The following is a 22,928-nucleotide window of genomic DNA, read 5'->3' as shown; positions in this document are numbered from 1 at the left end:
TCTTCCTATTCTTTATGCTTTTTGCAGTCTCACTATAAACCAACCTTATCACACAAGTATCTATACTTTAGTGGTATCAGTTGACAGATGTAAAAAAATTTACAAATATTTCACACATAACGTTTACGTTAACTTGACTTTACGTAAACGTAAAGAGCATTATTATCACATTGCAGTATAGATTGTAACTAGAGTGAATAAATGAAGATAGAAAAAGAACAATTCAGTATTGGTGAAATATCTAAACTTTTTGATTTAACCACCCGTTCTATCCGCTTTTATGAGGAGCAAGGCCTCATAGAGCCCAAAAGAAACGGGCAAACTCGTATCTATACTAACAAAGATAAAGTTCGTCTTAAGTTAATTCTACGAGGTAAACGATTAGGGTTTTCTTTGGCGGAAATTCGTAAATTATTTGAATTGTACGATACTAATCACAATTCAGCCGAACAACTTAAAACCATGCTTCAGCTTACTGAACATAAACGCGCGATACTGCAACAACAGCTAGATGATATTCAAATGTTAATGAATGAACTGGATGAAGTTGAAACACGCTGTCGTGAAGAGTTGAATGACATAACAAGAGGTACAAAATGATTCGAGCGTCCTACCCTAGTTTAAATTTTGGTTTAGGCGAAGAAGTCGACATGTTAAGAGAACATGTCAACAGTTTTGCCACTAATGAGATCGCCCCACTGGCAGAACAAGCCGATCACGATAATCAGTTCCCAAACCACCTTTGGCGCAAATTTGGCGACATGGGGCTGTTAGGCGTAACCGTTAGTGAAGAATTCGGTGGCTCTGATATGGGATATCTTGCTCACACAGTAGCCATGGAGGAAATTAGTCGAGCAAGTGCTGGTATTGGCTTAAGTTATGGCGCACACAGTAACCTATGTGTTAATCAATTATTCAAAAACGGGACCCAAGCACAAAAGCTACAATATTTGCCAAAGCTAGTGTCTGGTGAACATATAGGCGCCCTTGCTATGAGTGAGCCTAATGCTGGATCTGATGTGGTAAGCATGAAATTACGCGCCGAACAAAAAGGCGATAAATTTGTGCTTAACGGAAACAAGATGTGGATCACCAATGGACCAGATGCCAACGTTTTTATTATTTATGCGAAAACCGATGTAAACGCAGGTTCTAAAGGCATTACCGCTTTTATTGTAGAAAAAGAGTTTTCGGGATTCAGCCAAGCACAAAAACTGGATAAATTGGGTATGCGCTCCTCAAACACTTGTGAACTAGTGTTTGAAAACTGCGAAGTACCCGCTGAAAACGTGTTGGGAGAAGTTGGCGGCGGAGTCAAAGTACTAATGAGCGGCTTAGATTACGAACGATTAGTATTGTCAGGCGGTCCCTTAGGCATTATGCAGGCCTGTATGGATATTGTAGTTCCCTACATTCATGATCGCAGCCAGTTTGGCAAATCTATCGGCGAATTCCAGCTAGTTCAAGGCAAGATAGCCGATATGTATACCCAAATGAATGCCGCTCGCGCTTATGTTTATACAGTAGCTAAATCTTGTGATCGTGGAGAAACCACTCGTAAAGATGCTGCTGGGGCAATTCTTTATTCAGCCGAATTAGCCACCAAGATGGCTTTAGATGCTATCCAACTACTCGGTGGAAATGGATACATCAATGAGTATCCAACCGGCCGCTTGCTTAGAGACGCCAAGCTTTATGAAATCGGCGCTGGAACATCTGAGATTCGTCGCATGCTAATCGGTCGCGAATTATTCAATGAATCAATTTAACACAACATTCAATAGGTAATTTTGTGAGCGAAATTGTAACTAAAATTAATTCTCAAAGCGCCGAATTCAAAGAAAATCAAGCGCATATGCAAGCGCAAGTAGATGATCTCTATCAGGTCGTTGAAAAGATTTTACTAGGTGGCGGCGAGAAATATAACCAACGGCATCAAGAACGGGGCAAATTATTAGCCCGAGATCGTATTAATGTTTTGCTTGATGACGAATCGGCCTTTTTAGAAATTGGTCAATTAGCAGCCTGGGAAGTATATGAAGATGTTGTGCCTTGTGCCGGTGTGGTTGCTGGTATAGGTCAGGTGTCTGGGATTACCTGCATGATAGTCGCAAATGACGCGACAGTGAAAGGTGGCACCTATTATCCTCTAACGGTTAAAAAGCATTTGCGTGCACAAGCCATCGCTGAGCAGAATCATTTGCCATGTATCTATTTAGTTGATTCTGGTGGTGCTAACCTGCCGCGTCAAGATGAGGTTTTTCCAGATAAAGAACATTTTGGTCGCATATTCTTTAATCAAGCCAATATGTCATCAAAAAACATCCCGCAAATAGCCGTCGTTATGGGCAGTTGTACCGCAGGTGGTGCTTATGTGCCGGCTATGGCTGATGAATCTATTATTGTAAAAAACCAAGGCACTATATTTTTAGGTGGTCCGCCTCTTGTACAAGCGGCTACTGGGGAAGTGGTTAGCGCTGAGGAATTAGGTGGCGGTGACGTGCATTGTCGAACGTCAGGTGTAGTTGATCACTTGGCAAACAATGATCATCATGCATTGGAAATTGCCCGTCGTTCTGTAGCACAATTAAATCGTCAAACAACATTATCTGTTGTTAGGCGTGAATCACAACCTCCAAAATATCCTATTGACGATATTTACGGCGTAATCCCTAAAGACGGCAAAACGCCTTACGATGTTAGAGAAGTCATCGCAAGAGTCGTCGATAATAGTGAATTTGATGAATTCAAAGCCCTCTATGGCAGCACATTAGTCTGTGGTTTTGCCCATATTGATGGATTCCCTGTGGGTATCTTAGCGAATAACGGCATTTTATTTTCAGAATCTGCGCAAAAAGGCGCGCATTTTATTGAGCTATGTTGCCAACGTAAGATCCCGTTAATATTTTTGCAAAATATTACTGGTTTCATGGTAGGCAAACAATATGAAGCCGGTGGGATCGCTAAACATGGCGCAAAAATGGTAACAGCGGTAGCTTGTGCGAAAGTACCCAAAATAACAATTCTTATCGGAGGTAGCTTTGGCGCTGGCAATTATGGCATGTGCGGTAGAGCTTATGACCCCAGGTTCTTATTTATGTGGCCAAATGCCCGGATTTCCGTGATGGGCGGCGAACAAGCTGCAGGTGTACTAGCGCAAATCAAAAAATCCCAAGCAGAGAGAGCTGGTGAACAATTTACACCTGAACAGGAACAACAAATCAAGCAACCTGTCATAGACACCTACGAACAACAAGGTCATCCCTATTACGCTTCTGCACGACTATGGGACGATGGGGTAATTGATCCTAAAGACACAAGAAAAGTGCTTGCACTCTCATTAGCTGCGGCACTCAACGCACCAATAGAAGATACCCAGTTTGGTATCTTCCGTATGTAAGGAAGTTAAGCATGCAAAATATTGAATTTTCGATAGATAAAAAAGGCATTGCTAAGGTGATTTTAAATCGTCCTGAAATGCATAACGCATTTGACGACGTTACGATAAACGAGCTTATTGAAGCATTTAGTAGCCTAGATCAAAATCCAGATGTTCGAGTACTTATATTATCTGCCAAAGGAAAATCCTTCAGTGCAGGCGCAGACATAAACTGGATGAAACGCATGGCTAGCTATTCGGTAGAAGAAAACCAATCAGACGCCATGCAACTTTCTGTAATGTTAAATAAACTCTACAATCTCAATATCCCGACGATTGCCCGAGTACAGGGCGCCGCTTTTGGCGGTGCTGTAGGTCTGGTCGCCTGTTGTGATATTGCTGTCGGCAGCAAACTCAGTAAATTTTGTTTCAGCGAAGTCAAATTAGGCTTAATCCCTGCAACCATTTCTCCCTATGTAATTGATGCCATAGGGGCTAGAGAAGCCAAACGCTTGTTTATGACCGCTGAAGTCATTAGTAGCAGAAGAGCTAGACGCTTAGGTCTATTAAGTGAAACAGTGAGCGAAGATGAGTTAGATTCAACCATTGATAGCATTATTACTCACATCTTAAAAAATGGGCCTAAGGCTGTTGCAGCTGCAAAAAAACTGGTGTTAGATTTGGCAAATTCGCCTATCAATGAAGAGCTTATGTCAGCGACCAGTCAAAAAATCGCAGATATAAGGGTATCTGAAGAAGGACAACAAGGTCTGAGTGCGTTTTTAAATAAAAGCAAACCTAGCTGGATTGGCGCCCTATGATAAACACCTTATTAATTGCTAATCGTGGCGAAATAGCCTGCCGCGTTATTCGAACAGCAAAGCAACTAGGCATCAAAACAATTGCGGTCTATTCAGACGCAGATAAACACGCGTTGCACGTCAAAATGGCAGATGAAGCGATTCATCTTGGGCCTGCGCCTGCCACCGAAAGCTATTTGAAAGCAGAGTACATAATACAAAAAGCCAAAGAATCTGGTGTAGATGCCATTCATCCTGGCTATGGATTTTTATCTGAAAATGCCCATTTTGCTAAGCTCTGTGCTGACAATAATATCATTTTTGTTGGCCCTAGCGAAGATTCTATTATTGCAATGGGTTCTAAATCAGCAGCAAAACGCATCATGCAAGATGCAGGCGTGCCCCTAGTGCCAGGTTATCATGGAGATAACCAAGATGCTGACTTTTTGCATCAGCAAGCCCAAGACATTGGATATCCAGTGTTGTTAAAAGCGGCAGCTGGCGGCGGTGGCAAAGGCATGCGATTAGTTTGGCAAGACGATGAGTTTTTCGATGCGCTAGAAGCGGCTAAACGAGAAGCTAAAAACAGTTTTGGCGACGATTTGATGCTCGTTGAAAAATATCTAACTGAACCTCGCCATATTGAAATACAAGTATTTTGTGACAGTCATGGCAATGGCGTTTATTTATTTGAACGCGATTGTTCAGTCCAACGTCGTCATCAAAAAATCATAGAAGAAGCCCCTGCCCCCAATTTTCCTGAACAGCAAAGAAAAGCCATGGGGGAAGCCGCGCTGCGAGCTGCTAGTGCCATCAATTATACCGGTGCAGGTACCATTGAGTTCCTCTATGATAAAGACGGTAGTTTTTACTTCATGGAAATGAATACTAGGTTACAAGTAGAACACCCAGTGACTGAAATGATAACCGGTGAAGATTTGGTTGCTTGGCAGCTTATGATCGCCGATGGTCAGCCTCTACCTAAAGCTCAAGATGAGTTATCTATCTCTGGTCACGCCTTTGAAGCGCGCATTTATGCTGAAGATCCTGAGCATGATTTTTTACCTAGTACAGGTCTGCTCAAACACCTTAAAACGCCTACCACAACCAAACAGGTTCGTGTTGACACAGGTGTTGTTCAAGGCGATGAAGTCAGTATGTTTTACGATCCCATGATCGCAAAACTCATTGTACATGCTGATGACAGAGAAACCGCACTTAAACAACTGGTCAATGCCCTTGCCGCTTACGAAATCGCGGGGGTAAAAACGAACATTCCGTATTTAATCCAAGTTGCAAAATCTCAGCCCTTCAGCCAGGCACAATTAACGACAGATTTTATTTCTCGTCATGAATCCTTGCTTCAATCAACGGCTGAGTTAGATGTTCAGTATGTGATTGCGGCAGGTTTGGTAGCGTTAAATAAAAACGTGCAAAAACCTGAATCCTTGACTAGCAATCCTTTCGCGAAATATGCCGGTTATAGATTAAATCACTGCAAAAAGACCCCAATATCACTGTTGATTAAAGATAATCAAGTTGATCTGGTATTTGAACATCTCAACCAAGGGGCTTTTAAAGTTCAACTAAACCAAGAATCTTATGCAGTAAAGGTTGACATGCTTGCAGATAGCATGAATATCACACTAGGTACTGCAACCAAACGACTTGGCTTTTATTTTGATGCAACTACCGGATTAATTAGTCTATTTACCTATGACGGCACCTTGAGTTTTACGCTGCCGCAAAACGTCTTAAATCACGCCGAGGATAACGAACTCGTCAGCAATATACTAGCGCCTATGAATGGCACTATAGTGGATATTCTAGTATCCCCAGGTGACAGCGTAGAAAGCGGACAAACCTTGGCCATCATAGAAGCTATGAAAATGGAGCAAAGTTTGAAAGCCAGTGCTGATGCCAAAGTAGTGAATTGCTATTTTTCTGCCGGTGATAGAGTCGATGGTGGTGCTACTTTAATAGAGTTAGAGAGTCTAGATGATTAATAGAGCTGATTTACCTGAATTTGTAGAAATCGTTGAAGTAGGCCCAAGAGATGGCCTACAAAACGAAAAAAGTCTAGTCAGTGTTGAAGACAAAGTCGCCTTAGTCGATCAGTTATCTGCCACAGGGCTTAGCAAAATTGAAGTAGGTAGCTTTGTTTCGCCTAAGTGGGTACCTCAAATGGCCAATAGTGATCAGGTCCTCGCTCAAATAAAACGACACCAAAACATTTGCTATAGTGCCTTAACACCAAATTTAAGAGGCTTTGAAGATGCTGTTGATGCCAATGTGGACGAGGTTGCTGTTTTTGGTGCAGCATCTGAGAGTTTTACCCAAAAAAACATTAATTGCTCCATTGCAGAAAGCTTAGAACGCTTCTCACCGATTTTTACTGAGGCTAAAAAACGCAATATACCTGTTAGAGGCTATGTGAGTTGTGTCTTAGGCTGTCCTTATGAAGGGCAAATTTCACATCAGTCAGTGATTGATGTCTGCGACAGTCTGTTGAACATGGGTTGCTACCAAATATCCCTAGGCGATACCATAGGTGTGGGAACACCACTTGCGACCCAAGCTTTATTATCAGCGGTATTAAGTCGCTTCCCAAAAGAAAAAATTGCGATGCATTTTCATGACACATACGGACAGGCATTAGCCAATGTCTTAGCCAGTTTACAACAAGGTATAGCTTGTTTTGACGCTTCTGTTGCAGGTCTTGGGGGATGTCCATACGCCAAAGGTGCTTCAGGAAATTTAGCCACAGAAGATCTGATCTACATGTTAAACAACATGCAAATAAATACTGGGGTAGACTTAGATTTATTAATTGCAGCAGGTCAAGACATTAGCCAAAAATTACAAAGGTTGAATAATTCGAAAGTTGGCCAAGCCTGTTCTTCATAGCGCCTACCTGACAAGAACAGTGGTTATTTTTCATTTTTTAACCAAAAACTTAACACAAAACCGACCGCAAGTAGCGCCGTCATCAATGCTAGTGTTGTGCTTAACGCGTGAGTTGAAACCACTGAATAGAGCGCGCCTAGCACCAAAATGACAGCGCCAACAACGGTGTTTGCGCCTGCTACAAATTCAGTTCTGTTTTGCCCTTTTGCAATATCGACCACATAGACTTTTCTACCAGTGCGAATACCGTTATGGCCTATAGAAAGCACAAAATATAAAGCGATAATAAAATAATGATTAGCTAACAAAGCTTGTTCTGCAAACATACCGAACAACAGCACAGCGTTAGAGAGTAAGCAGATAACAGCGCCAATTTGCATGCTCAATTTAGCATTATTGTCAGATAAACTTCCCCAAAGATAGGAAGAAACAAAACCAGCTGCTGACTGGGTAATAATTAAATAAGCAAGAATATTGACCAGATCACCATCAAAAGCTAATACAAAAATTGGCGCTAGAAGCGCAGAATGGGCCAACAGACTTCTCACTAAGACAAACTGAGTGAAATTTTCAGACCAGAGTATTTTGATCTTATTTTCTTGAGTATCTACCTTGGTAGTTAACTTAGTTAGCACTATAGTAGCTGTTAATTGGCAAAATACCGCGATTCCGCCGACGATCAACACAGAGTTAGCGTCTTTCGTCATGCTTCCGTACATGGAAAGTAAGGCAACAGCGACAGAGATAGCACTGGAAATGGTACCTGCACTACCCAGTAACTTTCCTCTATTTCCTTTATCAATATGCACGCCTTGGATGTCTTTCATAATGAGTGACGTAAGTGCTCTAGCAAATGAAAAACAAGTTAGACTGAGTAACATTAATACGCCGGCCCAAATGGCATCTTGCACGAATATCACAGAGAGCATGCCTAAGCTGGAAAAAAATTGAAGATACATTCCCAGAATCCAGTATTTTTGTCGCTCTTCTACTTTGGACAGTAACTTTGAATAACCTATTTGTGGCAACAAGGCGCCAGCTTCTCTTAGTGGTACTAATAATTGCACCATCCAACTAGGTGCACCCACAGCACTTAATATGGTAGTTAAGGTTGTTTTGGGCGACAGCAGTAGATCAGCCGATTTTGAAGTAATAAGTGAAATGCCAATGCGATGAGATTTTTTAACGTTCAAAGTGGTATGTCTTTTGTTTTTTTTATCCTACGCGTATATACAGTATTAAGTTTGATTTTTTTGTTTTCATTACAGATGTTTAATAAGTTTTCACGGAAAGCTGGTAATCGTGGTTCTGTTTAGATAGTCTAACAATTACAGTCACTTTTGCGTGTAATACATAGCCATATGAATAATAGATATATTAGTAATTTAACGCGTGATACTTATGCCCTAGTACTTGCTGGTGGACGAGGCTCCCGACTTCATGAACTCACTAATTGGCGTGCAAAGCCTGCGCTCTATTTTGGTGGCAAATTTAGAATTATTGATTTCCCTTTATCAAACTGTATTAACAGCGGCATTCGAAACATTGGGGTGCTTACTCAATATAAAAGCCACTCATTGATACGCCATATTGTGCGCGGTTGGGGACATTTCAAAAAAGAACTGGGAGAATCTGTAGAGATCCTGCCAGCGTCCCAGCGTTTTTCAGAAGACTGGTATCAAGGTACAGCTGACGCGGTTTACCAAAATATTGATATTATTCGAGATGAATTACCTAAATACGTAATGATTTTATCTGGCGACCATATTTATAAAATGGACTATGGTCCAATGCTCGCAAGGCATGTGGAATCTGGAGCAAAGATGACAGTATCTTGTATGTCAGTACCTATAGAACAAGCAAGAGGTGCCTTTGGCGTATTAACAGTTGATCAGGACAATCGAGTAACGGATTTTGTCGAAAAACCTGATGATCCTCACCCACTGCATGACGACCCCAACTATTGTTTAGCATCCATGGGTAATTATGTGTTCGATACTGAATTTCTGTTCGAACAATTAAGACAAGACGCAACTCAACCAAGTTCAGCCCATGATTTTGGTAAAGATATTATTCCTCGCATCATTAATAATTTTGATGTATTCGCCTTTGATTTTAGAAAAAGTGCCAAAAATGACGCTTATTGGCGAGATGTTGGTACCTTGGATAGCTTCTGGGAAGCCAATATGGAGTTGGTTGCCCCGGTTCCTGAACTAAATCTATATGATAAAACCTGGCCAATATGGACTTATCAAGAGCAACTTCCGCCAGCAAAATTTGTTTGGGAAGAACATGACAGACGCGGTGAAGCATTGAATTCCGTGGTATCAGGCGGTTGCATAGTGTCTGGGGCAACCTTAAGACGCAGCATTTGTTTTAGTAACGTGAAAGTTAAATCTTACAGTCTGGTTGAAGAAACTGTTGTCTTACCTAGCGTTAAAATAGGTGAAAGATGTCAGATTAAAAAAGCCATTATCGATAGAGGCTGTCAGATTCCCGATGGCATGGTGATTGGGCATGATCACGATCAAGACAGAAGTCGAGGATTTAGAGTTTCTAGCGGTGGTGTTGTATTAATCACCCAAGAAATGATTGAAGCACTGCCAAAAGAGTAAAACCATTCTTGCCTAAGGCGATATCGCTATATCGCCTTAGATAATCTCCCATGATTTTAATGTTGAATTGATGCAGTCTGCAATTTTAAGCGGCTGTTCTAGAGGAAACATGTGTCCCCCATAGTTCAAAGGTAAATGCTCCATAGTGGGATTGCCCTTTAAAAATGGCGTACGCAACTTATCCACACAGACTTGGGTATATTTGCCGGTTACCAGTTTTGCCGGCACTTTTAATTTTCCATAATAGTTGTTCAGATTATCTGGAATTGTCCTAAAAATTTGACATTCAATGTTCGGATCAAAGGTGAGTCGTTTAATCGGCGGCGCTTCATGAATGACTGCATCAATATAATCATGAATACAGTCTTTATCCATATTCTGAAACAAAGCTCTAGATGAGAAGTATTCATATAAATTTGCTTCTATTGGCCACTCGCGTTTTCGATTTGCGGTTTTCCCAGCCGGTGTGATTTTATTAATAAATGGGCTTCTTTTTGCCATCCGAAATAAATATTTGGAAAATCCAGTTACCAGCGGAGGATCGAGCAATATGATGCTAGAAAATAATTCCGGCTTTTGGCAACTTGCAATGTAGGTAATAACCGCGCCAAAACTATGGCCTACGCCTATGACAGGTTGATTACTAGATGCCTGTATGAAATTGATCAATTCATCGACTTGATTCTGCCAGTGGTTATTAGGTGGAAACCTTGGATCATGTGCAAATTTATCGATGGCAATAATGTCGATTTGATCGTCTATTTGGCTAAATAGCTTTTTATAACTTGCAGCTGGAAAGCCATTCGCATGAGCAAAATGTAGTGTAAGTTTTGGCTTCATTTACTTCTTAATCTAATAAACTCTATGGGTGAGCATTTGTACCAACGCTTAAATGCTCGTCTAAAATTAGCAACATCGGAATATCCTAAAAGCTGCCCTACTTCCTGTACTGAATACTGATACGATAGCAATAACTGTTTTGATTTACTTGCTTGAAAATTATTGACCAAAGCACTGAAACTAGTCTGTTCTTTTAACAATTCTCTATGCAGAGTTCGCGAGCTAGTATTTAATAAGTGCGCAATTTCATTCAAAGATGGAATACTCGCACCTGACGATTGAGAAATTAAATGCCAAACTTTTTGTGTTGTTAGTGCCGTCTCTAGATACGCGCGTTTTTCAAATTCACATAGTTCAATTGCCTGTAAAAAGCGTTCAGATTTGATTTTCCGCGTATTAGAACGGCGTGAACTTATGTGAATATTCATCGCACAGAATGTTTGTTCGAAGTATAAATCAACACCTTTATAAAGCTTATCATTCTGATTTTTTGACGTTTTTTCAAAATCAAAAGCGATATATTTAATACTAAGCTCAGGGAACTTCTCTGTAAGTGTATGAAGATGCCTAATCAACATGCTAACGACGACTTGAATTACCAATTGATGGAAATCTTGCTGCCAATAAAAGTCATCAATAAGTAACCTATATTCGTTAGTTCTTTTAACTAAGGTTATTTCTATGCCTAGTAGTTTCACCGTCAAATACTGGCTTATGACATATAACCCTTGTTCTATTGACTGACAATGTTGCAAAGCATTATCGAAACCCTCATGTTCTGCGTTTAGCACTTTCTGTGTCAGTAATTGACCTAGTTCTGACAAAGGCATTTCATTAATAAGCGTTAGTAGTTGCTGTCTAGCCTTCACATCATCGAAAAGTGCACTATCTGTTGGGTAAACATCTTCTAATGTCCGACTACCAAAAGCACTTTTAGCACCAGTATGGCGCTCAAGTAACTCTATCAAGTGTGAAACCTTTACCACAGGAATATGTGATCTTGCCAATCTATTAACCTAAATAATGAACAACGAAAATTTGCTCTACTAGCAGACTAGATACAGTAGAGCTTTTTTAATTGTTTGGCAATAAATGACCCATATCCCCTTTTTATTACATCGCTTTTTGTTTTGCTTCAGAATTTGCCCAGTCTTGACGTATTTTTAAACTTGACCAGTAAAAGGTAAGAATAGAAAGTAAATACGGCACCGTTAATAACATCAAAGAAAATCGCAATGCTTCACTGCTGCCCATGCTTTCCGTGAAATAATCACTGGCCAAGCCTACGAAAGTTGGTCCGCCACCTAACGCAATAATATTTAGCACAAAGAAGAATAAGGCTGTCGACATAGCGCGGGCATTTACTGGCGCTAGGGTTTGTGCAATTGCAAAACAAGGTCCTAAATACATGCCACTAGTGAATAGCAGTATGGTTAATAGTGCTAATGTGATCCATGGGTTTGCCACGTAAAGCGAAGCGACAAAACAAGGTACACCTATAAGCATCGATATCGTTGGTAACCAAGCGTAACCACGTTTATCTTTTTTACCCCATTTATCAGCAATAACACCACCTAACCAAACGCCCAAAGCATAAGCGGTACCATTAATAATTCCGAAAGTAATGAGCAGGGTTTGAACCGGCATATCAGTATGAATGCGCACGAAGAAGTCGATAATCCAGGCGCCTATTGCATAGTTACCAAAAGAGCCGAACGAAATACCTAGACACATTCCCCACCAGGTAGGAATTCGAAGTAAAGTGGATACAGCTGTCGTAAACTTCATTTGCGCCGGACCGTTGCCAACACTTGTGCGTACGGTTTCTTTTACCGTAAATTTGACCAATAACGCTAACAATACGCCGGGTATACCCACCGCTATCATGACAGAACGCCAATCAGCACTTCCCCCTTGCAAGAAAAACGCTGCAGCCAAATAAGCTGCCATGATCCCAAAAGGAATACCTAAAGAATAAATGCCAAGTGCTTTTGCGCGTTCATGAGGCGCGAATAAATCGGATAACATGGAATGTGAAGGAGGACTACCGCCAGCTTCTCCAATACCAACACCAACGCGAGCCAAAGCTAGTTGGAAAAAGTTAGTTGCAACCCCTGATAAGGCTGTAAATCCGCTCCATAGCGCCAGTGAGACACTGACAATATTTACCCGACTATATCTGTCTGCTAACCAAGCAATTGGAATCCCGACGATAGTGTAAAGCAAAGCAAATGCAAAGCCTTTCAACCAACCTAACTGTGCATCTGACAAACCTAAGTCTGCTTGTATAAAGGGAGATAGAATCCCGATGATTTGTCGATCAATAAAATTAAAGGCATACACTAAGGTCAGTATAAACAACACATAATTTCGGTAAGCACCCGACGGTGTTTCACCTTGGCTAATGGTTTCTGTTGCTGATTGACTCATGCATTATCTCCGATCACTTCTCGTCAATATTATTTATTAGACAGTCTAACTTTGCTGCTTACACAGCCATCCATAAGCTTAAGGTAATGTACATTGTTAATATTGTTCCACTTTATGTGAATTATTTGTAAATATCATGGGAAATTATAGTTTCTACACACTACTGGTGAGTTGTCTCGCAGCTTTAAATATTTTACATTCCATTCTCATCGGACCAGAAATTTAAGTAGAAGCATAATGACCATAGACCAACTTTTTGCTGTAATTGATGCAGCCCCAAATAAGCACTCAGTAGAAATATCGGTGTCCAAAGATTGGTCACAAGGTCGCACTGTATATGGTGGCATAAGTGCTGCTCTGCTCTATTATGCTTGTAAATTGAATGTTGATTCTGCAAGGGTGCTCAGATCACTTACCACGAATTTTGTGGGGCCGTTATTGTCGGAACAAAACTTTACTATTACAGTGGAAGTTCTTCGTGAAGGAAAAAATGTATCTCAACTTCAGGCTCGCGCTATTCAAGAACAAAAAGTGGCCGTCGTGGTTCAAGCTTGTTTTGGTGAACAACGACAGTCAAAGATTGAAGTAAAGAATGAAGAAGTTCATAACTTACCCTTGCCGGAGAAATCTAATTTTATCCCGCAGATACCCAAAATAACGCCAAAATTCCTGCGCCATTTTGACTTATCCATAGAAAAAGGAGGAATTCCCTTCACAGGCAAAAAACAAGCGCAATATTATGGTTGGATGCGTTATAAAACTGCGCCGGCCGAAATCACTGATGCACACATCGTGGGGATTATAGATGCTTGGCCGCCAACGCTACTACAAATGTTAAAATGGCCGTCTCCCGCCAGTACCGTGAGTTGGAATTTGGAATTTATTCACCCTCATCGCCCTATCGGGCCTACGGATTGGTTTGCTTATAAAGCAGAAACACGACAAGCAGCGGGCGGTTATGGACACACCGAAGCCACCATTTGGGATAAAGACGGCGAAGTGATTGCCTTGTCGCGACAAACGGTAGCTGTATTTGACTGAACGTTCTCTAATGATCAACAAATAAATGCACAGTTTTTTCTGTTTCTGTACGTACTTTGTTGATAACACTGTCTATTTCTTCGGATGAAATATTCAAACTGGTGTAAAGAAATTCAGGTACAAAGAGCTCCAAATCATATAGATCTGGATAGGTAATAATCATCGAAAGCGTATAAGCCAGTTGCAATATTTGAATCTCTTGGGTTACGGCAGGCGATTCATCATGGTGTTGCATTGCGACTGTGCTAACGATGGAATCTGGCAATAACCATTTTTGTAACAATGAGGCAGAAATTTCCGCATAGCCAAAGCCTAACAGCTCCTGCTGCACTGTTTTAGGAAATTTTGTCGCGTTAAAACGTCCACAGTCACGCGCTAGAGTTGGATTAATGCGTAATACAGCAAGTTCACCAATATTATGAAACAACCCTGCCATGAAAAGTCTGGAGCCATCTTTTTCATGACATATTTTGGCTATTTCTCGACAGAACAATGCGCAGCTTAATGACTGAAACCAGTATTTTTTTACATCGATATATTTGTAATGTTCTTTGGTTAGTGAGTCTGACACCGCAAATGCTAAAGCAAATTCGTAAACTGAATTAACCCCAATGATTTGAATTGCTTTTTCCAGATCTTCAATCTTTCGCGAAAATCGATAAACAGCTGAATTTGCGAGTTTCAGTACATGAGCGGCTAACCCAGGATCTGAAGACACGACCCTAGCAATATCACGCATCTGCGCTGAGCCAGAGTCTGAAAGATGTTTTATCTTAGTTGCCGTTTCAGGAACCGCAAATAATTTTGATGCTCTGTTAGCATATTCAATTGCGTTCATAAGAACTTCGCCACTCCAATCCTTTTTTGTCAGCGCGATTTCAATAGCGCACTGAAGCGTTTTTCTAATTCATCATTTGTATCTTGCTTACCCTGCTCTCGCTTTTTTATCAATGCAGTCACTAAACGATTCGCAGGTACTGAAATATCAAACTTTGCCGCCTCATCCACCACTTTTCCGTTGATGAAATCAATCTCGGTTTTTTTCCCGTTTTTAAGATCCCAATACATGGATGTTCTAACTTTGGGGTCTATTGCTAGCATCTTTTGCGCAACAATATTAAATAACCAATTGGGCAAGCGTAATACCTTTGGTATCCATTTATTCGGCAAATTTGTAACTTTCGGTAGTTTTATTTTCTGTTTTTCGGTAATTTTTAGTAATTCATCCATCATTAACGCAATGATGAGTCGATATTTCTTGTTCTCCAACATGGCTTTTACTGGCATATCGACCAGTGCATTCATGGCATTGCCTAAATTTAATTGCAGTTTCGCCCATTGTAGAGCTGTCATATTATGGCTGATATCAACCGGTAACAAATCACAATCAAGTTGTCTTGCCAGCCAAATCACAGTATTTTCCATCGGCGCGGTAATTTCTAAGGTCATGTGCCCTTCTGAGCCTCTGAAAAAATCCCCAGGCGAATCAGAAACAACGTTAAACGGGATCATCGCGCGGATCACCTGATTTTGTGGAAACGCATTTTTGATAATTTTATGATTACCCACCCCATTTTGGCAGCAAATAATAATAGTGCTTTCATCCACTAATTGACTTAATTCATCGATTACTGTGGTTAAGGCGGTGCATTTAACCGTCAACCAAACAACATCCGCTTTTTCAACTGTGGTTTTCTGTTCAATCGACGTCATAAAATGAGGTAATTGAGGTACTGTATAATGATGTCCGGAATAGTCAGCAATTTTAAAATTGTGTTGTAGCTTAGAAAACAGTTCCTCTCTACCATACAGGGTCACTTGCTGTTTTGCTTTAATTAAACAAGCCCCTAGATAAGACCCTATTAGACCTGCGCCAAATACAATGTGATGAGCATCATGTTGTGGTATCTTTGGCATTTACCCTGAACTCCAGTAATTAAAAGGCGAAAAAGATTAATGGCTGACCAAAAGCAAATTGTATTTATTGGGTATGTTTGGCCAGAATCTCAAACCACAGCCGCAGGTCAAAACATTCTCAGCTATCTCAAGACATTTCTGGAAGATAACTGGGTCGTACATTTCTTTTGCGCCGCAGCAACAAGTCAATATTCTGATAACCTACTTAAACTTGGTATAAAAATTCAACAAGTTGAATTAAATAATGACAGTTTCAATAGTTTAATCAAGCAGATTTCACCACAAGTTGTCATCTTTGATCGTTTTCTAACAGAAGAACAATTTGGCTGGCGAGTTGCCCAACACAGTCCGCAAACAGTAAGAGTATTAGACTGTGAAGATTTGCATTTCCTACGCACTGGACGTAAAGATGCATTAAAAGACCTTCCCTTGCCCCGTTTTCAAACCAGTGACTTTGTGCTTTCACCGGCACATAAAAAATATCTATTAAATGACAAATGTTACCGAGAAATCGCCAGTATTTTGCGTTGTGATCTGAGCATTGTATTGTCGAGCTTCGAACGACAATTGTTAATTTCCGAATTTAATGTGCCAGATACCCAAATCAGTCATATACCCTTCATACGGGATATCAAAATAGCACCTTCGAGGGAGTTTTCTGAGCGCCAGCACTTAATATCTATTGGTAGTCTGTTGCATGAACCCAATGTGATTTCGACAGAAATCTTAATTGATTTGGTAATGCCTGTGATACGTAAACAAATCCCAGATGTAGAGTTGCATATTGTTGGGCGCTATGCTCCCCACAGAATTACCCAGCGTTTAAATGCCAAAAAAGGCATTTTGTTAAAAGACTATGTTGAAGATCATTTAGCTGAAATTTCGCAACATAGATTATTAGTCAGCCCACTGACCTTTGGGGCTGGAATTAAAGGTAAAATTATTGATAGTTTCGCCACCAACACGCCTTCAATTACCACGCCTATTGGCTCTGAAGGAATCGAAGTAAAACCTTGGCCGGGTGCAGTGGTAGATAATATTGATGCTTTTTGCCAAGCCATTATAGATCTTTACACAGACGAAGATGCGTGGAATAAAGCGGCAAGTGATTGTCTACAAGCCAAAACTGATAGTGGTGTGAACTTACAGCAAAACAAAATAAAATTACTTAATGACATCAAATACATTCAAGAGAATTTACAACAGCATCGCAGGCAACACTTCTTGCAGGCTTTATTAACCCATCAGAATTCTTATGCGTCTAAATATATGGGTCAGTGGATAACCGCTAAAAACAAACTTAAAGATTTGATGTCAGACGCTGAATGATTTGGTTTACCCCATTGCGCCGGCTTTCACTGAAATAATGCGCAAGGCCAATCTCTTGTAGAAACTGCACATAGTCTGACGGAGTAGAAAATTCGCCACTCTTGCTGATTAACAAGGTTAAAATCCCGCGAATGACTTTGCTGTCGGAATATGCTTGCCATCCCTGAATAATATCTTGCTTTAACCAAACCTTAGCTTCACAGCCAGAAATGTAATATGTATCTTGTCGATCATTTTCTTCAAGTATAGGTAACAGCTTGCTCATCAAGAGTAAACTTCTATGTTTTGCAGACCAGTCATTTGCTTTGTTAATCGCCTGAATATGCTCAGAAACACCCTGGCTATCGATGGCTACTTGCTCTCGATGTTGCTCTAACTCTTTGTCTTGATTATTTGTAAAGATAGTCTGTAATGCTATTTGTAACTTCTGCAAATCATCCTTGTTACTGTAACAAGCCAATGAAACTCGCAAGCAACCAGAAATACCAAGAGACGCAATCAAAGGCATGGCGCAATGTTGACCATAGCGTATAGCGACATTTTGTTGCCACAGACTAATTGCGATTTGATAGTTGTCTGCGTCTTCAAAATAAAAACTCAGCACGCCTACTGTTTGTTGTTCTATGTTTCCGAGCAATCGAATGTTAGGAAACTGACTTAGCATAGTCACCAACTCAATGTTTAATTGATGTTCATGAGATGCGATGCTTTGCATATTTGCCTGCAAAAACTCAACCGCAGATTTAAACGCCAAAATGCCGGTGATATTGGCGGTTCCTGCTTCAAACTTGGTCGGCGGCGGCATGGGGACATAATGCTGATAACTGACCTGAGAAACCATCTCTCCGCCAAGTTTGCTTGGTTTTAGCTGTTCCAACATAGCAAATTTTCCAAACAGAACGCCCACCCCTGTCGGGCCATACATTTTATGCGCACTAAAAACATAAAAATCGCAATTCAAATCGGAAACGTCCACCGACATATGCGCCACAGCTTGAGTACCGTCGATAACGCTAATGGCGTTAATAGAATGGGCTAGCGCACAGATATCTTTTACTGGAAATATATTGCCTAAAACGTTCGACACATGGGCACAGGCAACAAGGCATACATCTGGGGTGAAATACGATTGCCATTGGTCAAATGTACTAGCCGTAAATTCACCATTTGCTGTTAAAGGCAAAATTTTAATGGTGAGTTCCAATTCATTTGCTAATTGTTGCCACGGCAGCAGATTAGCGTGGTGCTCGGAAGCGCAAATTAATATGGTATCGCCATTTAGCATTTGTCGGTTTATGCCTCTGGCTACTAGGTTAATACTTTCAGTAGCGCCACTGGTAAATACAATTTCATTTTCATTGGCATTGATAAATGTAGCTAAGGTTCTACGAGTATCTTCTAGTTGCGCGGTTGCTTTATTTGCTAGGGCATAGTCGGCCCTGCCGACAGTGGCATATTCGTTAGATTGAAATTGCGTTTGAAATTCAATTACCGAAGCTAACTTTTGTGTAGTCGCTGCGTTATCGAGATAGCAAACAGATGAATTTTGTGAAAAAAATGGAAATTGAGATCGCACGACAGTTTTCAAACTTTTGGTATGTTGTCATTATACGTTGTCATTTTTTTCAAACAATTGCTTTTTAAGCACTGTCAGTAGAGCGCTAAATTGATACAATACTGGAAAAGATAATAAGTAAAATACAACAAATGAAAGTAATCTCCTTTAATATCAATGGCATTCGTGCTCGTTTACATCAACTACAAGCCATCATTGATAAACATGATCCTGACGTCATCGGGTTACAAGAAATCAAAGTGCATAATGATATGTTTCCGGTAGAAGATGTGGAAAAGCTTGGTTATAAAGTGTATTTCCATGGGCAAAAAGGACACTATGGTGTTGCTTATCTATGCAAAGAAACACCTAATAATGTGCAGTTAGGCTTTCCTACAGATACCGAAGAACATCAAAAACGCATGATTATTATTGACTACCCCACTCCAAACGGTAGCAGTATTCGTATGCTTAATGGATATTTCCCGCAAGGTGAAAGCCGCAAACATGAAACAAAATTTCCTTATAAAGCGCAGTTCTATGCGGATTTACAAAACTATTTAGAAAATGATTGCGACCCAGAACAACCGCTTCTCATTATGGGCGATTTCAACATTTCCCATACTGATCTGGATATTGGCATTGGCGAAGAAAACAAAAAACGCTGGTTAAGAACAGGCAAATGTAGCTTTTTACCTGAAGAAAGAGAATGGTTGAATAAGATTATGGATTGGGGATTGATCGACTCCTATCGGCAACTACATCCTTCGGTAGAAGACAAGTACAGCTGGTTTGACTATCGTTCGAAAGGCTTTAATGACAATCGAGGGCTTCGTATTGACTTGATTCTCACAACGCCATCGTTAAAAGATGCAATAGTGGAATCTGACATTGATTATGAATTACGCGGTATAGAAAAACCTTCTGATCATGCGCCTGTTTGGACAACATTTAAGGGTATTTAATTGAGCACTTTGCAAACAATAGCGCTCATTTTAGCCATTCTTATATTGGTCTTTGTTATTTCAAAAACCGACTTAAATGCTTTGGTATCAAGTAAACGCCTGCAACACAGAGTGTTTGGTACATCTACAGCGTTATTTGTACTTTGGCTATTTAAAGTCAGTATCCACGAAGGCCTAGTAATGCACTTTCTAGGCATTACTGCTTTTACTCTGATTCTAGGTTTTAGATGGGCGATAATTTCAGGCATTGCAGTGTTATTGTTAAGCACCGTTTTTGGATACGATAGCTTTGCAAAATTCGGTGTTAATGCACTATTGGGCGTAGTCGTGCCTGTTGCTCTAAGCTATGTATTTTATATGTTTAGTTTCCATAAATTACCAAAACATATATTTATCTATCTGTTTATTTGTGCTTTTTTTCCAGGGGCGTTAAGTATCGGATTGAAAATGGCCTTGATGAGTGGATATTACTTAGCTGAGGGTAGCTATACTTGGAACACTATAATGTATAACTACGCGCAAATGACGATTTTGCTTATGTTCCAAGAAGCTTTTTTTAACGGCATGATGATGACTTGTCTTATCGTGTATAAACCCGATTGGGTTTATACCTATAGCGATAAATTTTATTTAGACGGTAAGTAAATTACCGTCTTATTTCACTTGTAACATATCAAAAATATCAGCAAGTTCCGTTTTTCCCTCTCGAATTTCTTCTTTAGTCAACCCCGATAATTCATGTGGAAACACCAACCACTCATTACTTTCATGCACGAAATAATCAGGAATGATGCTAGTTTTATTGTTGGCAGGCTTATACCAAGGCGTAGCAATTCTTATATCTTTAGGCGCATTTAAACGCATGAGTACATGAATTTGATTGATCAGCGCCTCAATGGAACGACCTGAATCGAACACATCATCGACAATCAACAATTTATCGATAGCATTGGCATTTTCAACTAAATAATGAAGGCCATGTACCCGAATTTCTTTCGATTGTTGGTTTATTCCATAATACGAAGACGTTCGTACCGCAATGTGGTCGGTAGGCGTATTTTTATATTCAAAATATTCTTGAACAGCGATACCTATAGGCGCACCACCTCGCCAAATACCAATAATAAAATCAGGCCGATAACCGTCTTTGAACACTTTATCAGCTAGGACAAACGAATCACGCAAAAGTGAACTTGCATCAATATAGAACTTGTTCACAAACACCTCTTAACAAATAAATTAACAATATTGTAGCACTATTCAGCCGCCAGACCATTCGCTGGACGAATTTGTGCTGCTTTTCGCGCGGGATAAATCGAAGCGAGCGCACAAAGTATCATAGTCAGCAAAACTATGGATACGCATTGAATTAGACGAACATCTATAGGTAAACCTTGCCCGTTTTCTCCAAACGCCAATCCTGAATTAAACGCGTCTAACAATGGGTTTAGCCCAAAAACGCCGAGTATACCTAAAGCTGATCCTAAAAGCGCCCCTATTGCACCATTGAACACACCATTGAGTAAAAAAATCTGCATAATTTGATTTGGTAGCATGCCTTGGGTTTGTAAAATCGCAATGTCCTTGGTTTTTTCTGCAACTACCATGACCAAGGCAGACACAACGTTAAAGCCAGCGACTAGAATGACCAATCCTAACATCAAGGTCATCATATTTTTTTCCATTTTAACCGCATCAAACAATGCACCTTGTCGAGCCCGCCAAGTTTGTACTTGTGAATATTCTTGCTGCAGATATTCAGTGATAGTTTGATAGTCAAAAGCATCCTTAAGGTATAGTCGTGTATGCACTGCATCTTGTGGCTTTTGGCGAATTAGCCGTGCCGCATCCCGATAATCTACAATGACGACCTTGTCATCCATTTCGGACACCACATTAAATATACCACTGACCTGAAACAACCGCTGACTTGGTATACGTCCAAGCGGCGAATAAACACTTGCTTGGGGGCTAACCAATCGCAATTTATCGCCTATTGAAACGCCTAGTTGATTGGATAAAGCACTGCTGATTATTACATTATAAGAATTTGCGGTAAGGCTGGCATAGCGCCCTGCTACCATTTTTTGAGCAATAATTGAAAAAGGAGCATCAGTTTGCCCATCAACCCCTTGCATTATGACACCTTTGAGTTCATTTCTTGACTGCACTACCACTTCGTTTTCGATGTATGGAGCGGTAGCAATTAAGTTATCTTGGAACTCTGGAGAAATATTGACATCAGAACTATTCACTACAATGTGCGGTAAGATGCCGAGAATACGTGATTTTAATTGCCCTTCTAGGCCGTTCATTACCGACAATACTATGATCAAGGCCGCTATACCTAAGGCGATACCTGCGATGGAAAAGCGATTGATAAAAGCAACAAAGCTTTTTGAACTCCCAGATTTTGTATATCTTAACGCGATATACTGAGGTAACAACATGAATTACTTATCCATTTTTTAGACTAATACGTAAAGTTTACTATCATTTTCAGGTTAATGTATGAGAAAATTCACCCAGTGATTTACAATAGGAAATAATTTTGCATTCACTTGCCGACAAACAAGCACAATTTGCCTCGTTTTTTTTAATTCAACATCCGCTTCCCATTAATTTGATTCCAGTGGAAAAATCCACTGTTGACGTTGATATGCAAAGCTTCGAACGCGATATGCCTTATGCATTTAGAATAGCATCAGAAATGTCAGAGATAGAGTCAAGAGCCCTTAAGCCTTTTCGTAATATGGGTGAAAAATTTGAAGAACTGGTGGATTATCTACAATTACAAGCAAAAAAGATGGACTTAATGATGTCCTATATTTTGCAACAGCAAGATGATGAAAATTATCGCCTTTGTGCGCAAAAATTTGGCGGCGGCGGTATTTCAGTTATTTCAGATACCCCAGTGGAACAAGGTCAACCCGTCATTATCAAGATGTTTCTAGAAGAGGAATACGCGGCTGTTTTTACCTATGCTGAAGCGATTAATTGCGAAAAATCCGAGAATGACACTTACGTCACAGATTATTATTTCACTCACATTCGCGAAATTGATCAAGAATTATTAGTAAGAGCATCATTACATCTACAGACTAAACAGTTACGCAAAAACAAAGCCTCAAAAGCGGAATAACAAATAAT

General features: G+C 40.3%; 21 protein-coding genes. 12 read left to right on the top strand and 9 right to left on the bottom strand.

The window, feature by feature from the left end:
• Positions 1 to 201 precede the first annotated feature (201 nt).
• The 6 genes from ACNKW3_RS11205 to ACNKW3_RS11180 are packed head-to-tail and all read left to right on the top strand — an operon-like array spanning position 202 to position 7,086.
• Positions 202 to 600: a MerR family transcriptional regulator gene (locus tag ACNKW3_RS11205; protein WP_427399384.1), complete on the top strand. Its 399-nt coding sequence runs from the start codon at positions 202 to 204 to the stop codon at positions 598 to 600.
• Positions 597 to 1,769 (top strand): isovaleryl-CoA dehydrogenase, encoded by a 1,173-nt coding sequence (locus tag ACNKW3_RS11200; RefSeq protein ID WP_427399383.1) that lies wholly within the window; start codon positions 597 to 599, stop codon positions 1,767 to 1,769. The genes ACNKW3_RS11205 and ACNKW3_RS11200 overlap by 4 nt, the downstream gene beginning before the upstream one ends.
• 23 nt (positions 1,770 to 1,792) lie before the next feature.
• Positions 1,793 to 3,400 (top strand): carboxyl transferase domain-containing protein, encoded by a 1,608-nt coding sequence (locus ACNKW3_RS11195; protein ID WP_427399382.1) that lies wholly within the window; start codon positions 1,793 to 1,795, stop codon positions 3,398 to 3,400.
• An 11-nt stretch (positions 3,401 to 3,411) separates the two neighbouring features.
• On the top strand, positions 3,412 to 4,200 hold the full coding sequence (locus ACNKW3_RS11190; protein ID WP_427399381.1) for an enoyl-CoA hydratase/isomerase family protein: 789 nt from the start codon (positions 3,412 to 3,414) through the stop codon (positions 4,198 to 4,200).
• On the top strand, positions 4,197 to 6,185 hold the full coding sequence (locus ACNKW3_RS11185; RefSeq protein ID WP_427399380.1) for an acetyl-CoA carboxylase biotin carboxylase subunit: 1,989 nt from the start codon (positions 4,197 to 4,199) through the stop codon (positions 6,183 to 6,185). Before ACNKW3_RS11190 ends, ACNKW3_RS11185 begins: the two co-directional genes overlap by 4 nt.
• Positions 6,178 to 7,086 carry a hydroxymethylglutaryl-CoA lyase gene (locus ACNKW3_RS11180; RefSeq protein ID WP_427399379.1) on the top strand — a complete coding sequence of 303 codons (909 nt, stop codon included), beginning with the start codon at positions 6,178 to 6,180 and terminating at the stop codon, positions 7,084 to 7,086. The genes ACNKW3_RS11185 and ACNKW3_RS11180 overlap by 8 nt, the downstream gene beginning before the upstream one ends.
• Before the next feature lie 23 nt (positions 7,087 to 7,109).
• On the opposite strand, the gene ACNKW3_RS11175 is transcribed toward ACNKW3_RS11180, so the two are convergent.
• On the bottom strand, positions 7,110 to 8,279 hold the full coding sequence (locus ACNKW3_RS11175) for an MFS transporter permease (RefSeq protein ID WP_427399378.1): 1,170 nt from the start codon (positions 8,277 to 8,279) through the stop codon (positions 7,110 to 7,112).
• A gap of 168 nt (positions 8,280 to 8,447) precedes the next feature.
• Between ACNKW3_RS11175 and glgC the strand changes: the two genes are divergently transcribed.
• Positions 8,448 to 9,701, top strand: a complete 1,254-nt coding sequence (gene glgC / locus ACNKW3_RS11170; protein ID WP_427399377.1) for a glucose-1-phosphate adenylyltransferase — start codon at positions 8,448 to 8,450, stop codon at positions 9,699 to 9,701.
• A 36-nt stretch (positions 9,702 to 9,737) separates the two neighbouring features.
• Here glgC and ACNKW3_RS11165 read toward each other — a convergent pair whose 3' ends face one another.
• The 3 genes from ACNKW3_RS11165 to ACNKW3_RS11155 form a co-directional block, all read right to left on the bottom strand.
• Positions 9,738 to 10,541, bottom strand: coding sequence for an alpha/beta fold hydrolase (locus ACNKW3_RS11165; protein WP_427399376.1), 804 nt, complete (start codon positions 10,539 to 10,541; stop codon positions 9,738 to 9,740).
• The gene (locus ACNKW3_RS11160; RefSeq protein ID WP_427399375.1) at positions 10,538 to 11,548 is read right to left on the bottom strand and encodes a helix-turn-helix transcriptional regulator; all 1,011 of its coding nucleotides are present in this window, start codon (positions 11,546 to 11,548) and stop codon (positions 10,538 to 10,540) included. The genes ACNKW3_RS11165 and ACNKW3_RS11160 overlap by 4 nt, the downstream gene beginning before the upstream one ends.
• A 106-nt stretch (positions 11,549 to 11,654) precedes the next feature.
• Complete coding sequence (locus tag ACNKW3_RS11155; protein ID WP_427399374.1) at positions 11,655 to 12,971, bottom strand: spinster family MFS transporter; 1,317 nt, start codon at positions 12,969 to 12,971, stop codon at positions 11,655 to 11,657.
• Positions 12,972 to 13,208: 237 nt separating this feature from the next.
• Between ACNKW3_RS11155 and ACNKW3_RS11150 the strand changes: the two genes are divergently transcribed.
• On the top strand, positions 13,209 to 14,012 hold the full coding sequence (locus tag ACNKW3_RS11150) for an acyl-CoA thioesterase (RefSeq protein WP_427399373.1): 804 nt from the start codon (positions 13,209 to 13,211) through the stop codon (positions 14,010 to 14,012).
• 7 nt (positions 14,013 to 14,019) lie between these two features.
• Here ACNKW3_RS11150 and ACNKW3_RS11145 read toward each other — a convergent pair whose 3' ends face one another.
• Together ACNKW3_RS11145 and ACNKW3_RS11140 are read right to left on the bottom strand one after the other, a co-directional pair.
• Complete coding sequence (locus ACNKW3_RS11145) at positions 14,020 to 14,850, bottom strand: HDOD domain-containing protein (RefSeq protein WP_427399372.1); 831 nt, start codon at positions 14,848 to 14,850, stop codon at positions 14,020 to 14,022.
• Positions 14,851 to 14,879: 29 nt separating this feature from the next.
• On the bottom strand, positions 14,880 to 15,929 hold the full coding sequence (locus tag ACNKW3_RS11140) for a 2-dehydropantoate 2-reductase (protein WP_427399371.1): 1,050 nt from the start codon (positions 15,927 to 15,929) through the stop codon (positions 14,880 to 14,882).
• A 39-nt stretch (positions 15,930 to 15,968) separates the two neighbouring features.
• Between ACNKW3_RS11140 and ACNKW3_RS11135 the strand changes: the two genes are divergently transcribed.
• Complete coding sequence (locus ACNKW3_RS11135) at positions 15,969 to 17,258, top strand: glycosyltransferase (RefSeq protein WP_427399370.1); 1,290 nt, start codon at positions 15,969 to 15,971, stop codon at positions 17,256 to 17,258.
• Here ACNKW3_RS11135 and ACNKW3_RS11130 read toward each other — a convergent pair.
• Positions 17,230 to 18,834 (bottom strand): aminotransferase class V-fold PLP-dependent enzyme, encoded by a 1,605-nt coding sequence (locus ACNKW3_RS11130; protein WP_427399369.1) that lies wholly within the window; start codon positions 18,832 to 18,834, stop codon positions 17,230 to 17,232. The genes ACNKW3_RS11135 and ACNKW3_RS11130 overlap by 29 nt on opposite strands.
• A gap of 131 nt (positions 18,835 to 18,965) precedes the next feature.
• On the opposite strand from ACNKW3_RS11130, the gene xthA reads away from it, so the two are divergent.
• Positions 18,966 to 19,778, top strand: coding sequence for an exodeoxyribonuclease III (gene xthA, locus ACNKW3_RS11125; protein WP_427399368.1), 813 nt, complete (start codon positions 18,966 to 18,968; stop codon positions 19,776 to 19,778).
• On the top strand, positions 19,779 to 20,423 hold the full coding sequence (locus ACNKW3_RS11120) for an energy-coupling factor ABC transporter permease (RefSeq protein ID WP_427399367.1): 645 nt from the start codon (positions 19,779 to 19,781) through the stop codon (positions 20,421 to 20,423).
• Positions 20,424 to 20,432: 9 nt separating this feature from the next.
• Here the strand turns inward: ACNKW3_RS11120 and ACNKW3_RS11115 are convergent, their stop codons facing one another.
• Positions 20,433 to 20,996, bottom strand: coding sequence for a phosphoribosyltransferase (locus tag ACNKW3_RS11115; RefSeq protein ID WP_427399366.1), 564 nt, complete (start codon positions 20,994 to 20,996; stop codon positions 20,433 to 20,435).
• A 38-nt stretch (positions 20,997 to 21,034) separates the two neighbouring features.
• Positions 21,035 to 22,228, bottom strand: a complete 1,194-nt coding sequence (locus ACNKW3_RS11110; protein ID WP_427399365.1) for a lipoprotein-releasing ABC transporter permease subunit — start codon at positions 22,226 to 22,228, stop codon at positions 21,035 to 21,037.
• Positions 22,229 to 22,329: 101 nt separating this feature from the next.
• Between ACNKW3_RS11110 and ACNKW3_RS11105 the strand changes: the two genes are divergently transcribed.
• Positions 22,330 to 22,920 carry a PilZ domain-containing protein gene (locus ACNKW3_RS11105; protein ID WP_427399364.1) on the top strand — a complete coding sequence of 197 codons (591 nt, stop codon included), beginning with the start codon at positions 22,330 to 22,332 and terminating at the stop codon, positions 22,918 to 22,920.
• Positions 22,921 to 22,928: the final 8 nt, after the last annotated feature.

The organism is Glaciecola sp. 1036 (assembly GCF_050306235.1).
Classification (GTDB): domain Bacteria; phylum Pseudomonadota; class Gammaproteobacteria; order Enterobacterales; family Alteromonadaceae; genus Glaciecola.
The sequence above is the reverse complement of the archived record's forward strand: the minus strand, read 5'-3'. Positions and strand labels throughout refer to the sequence as shown.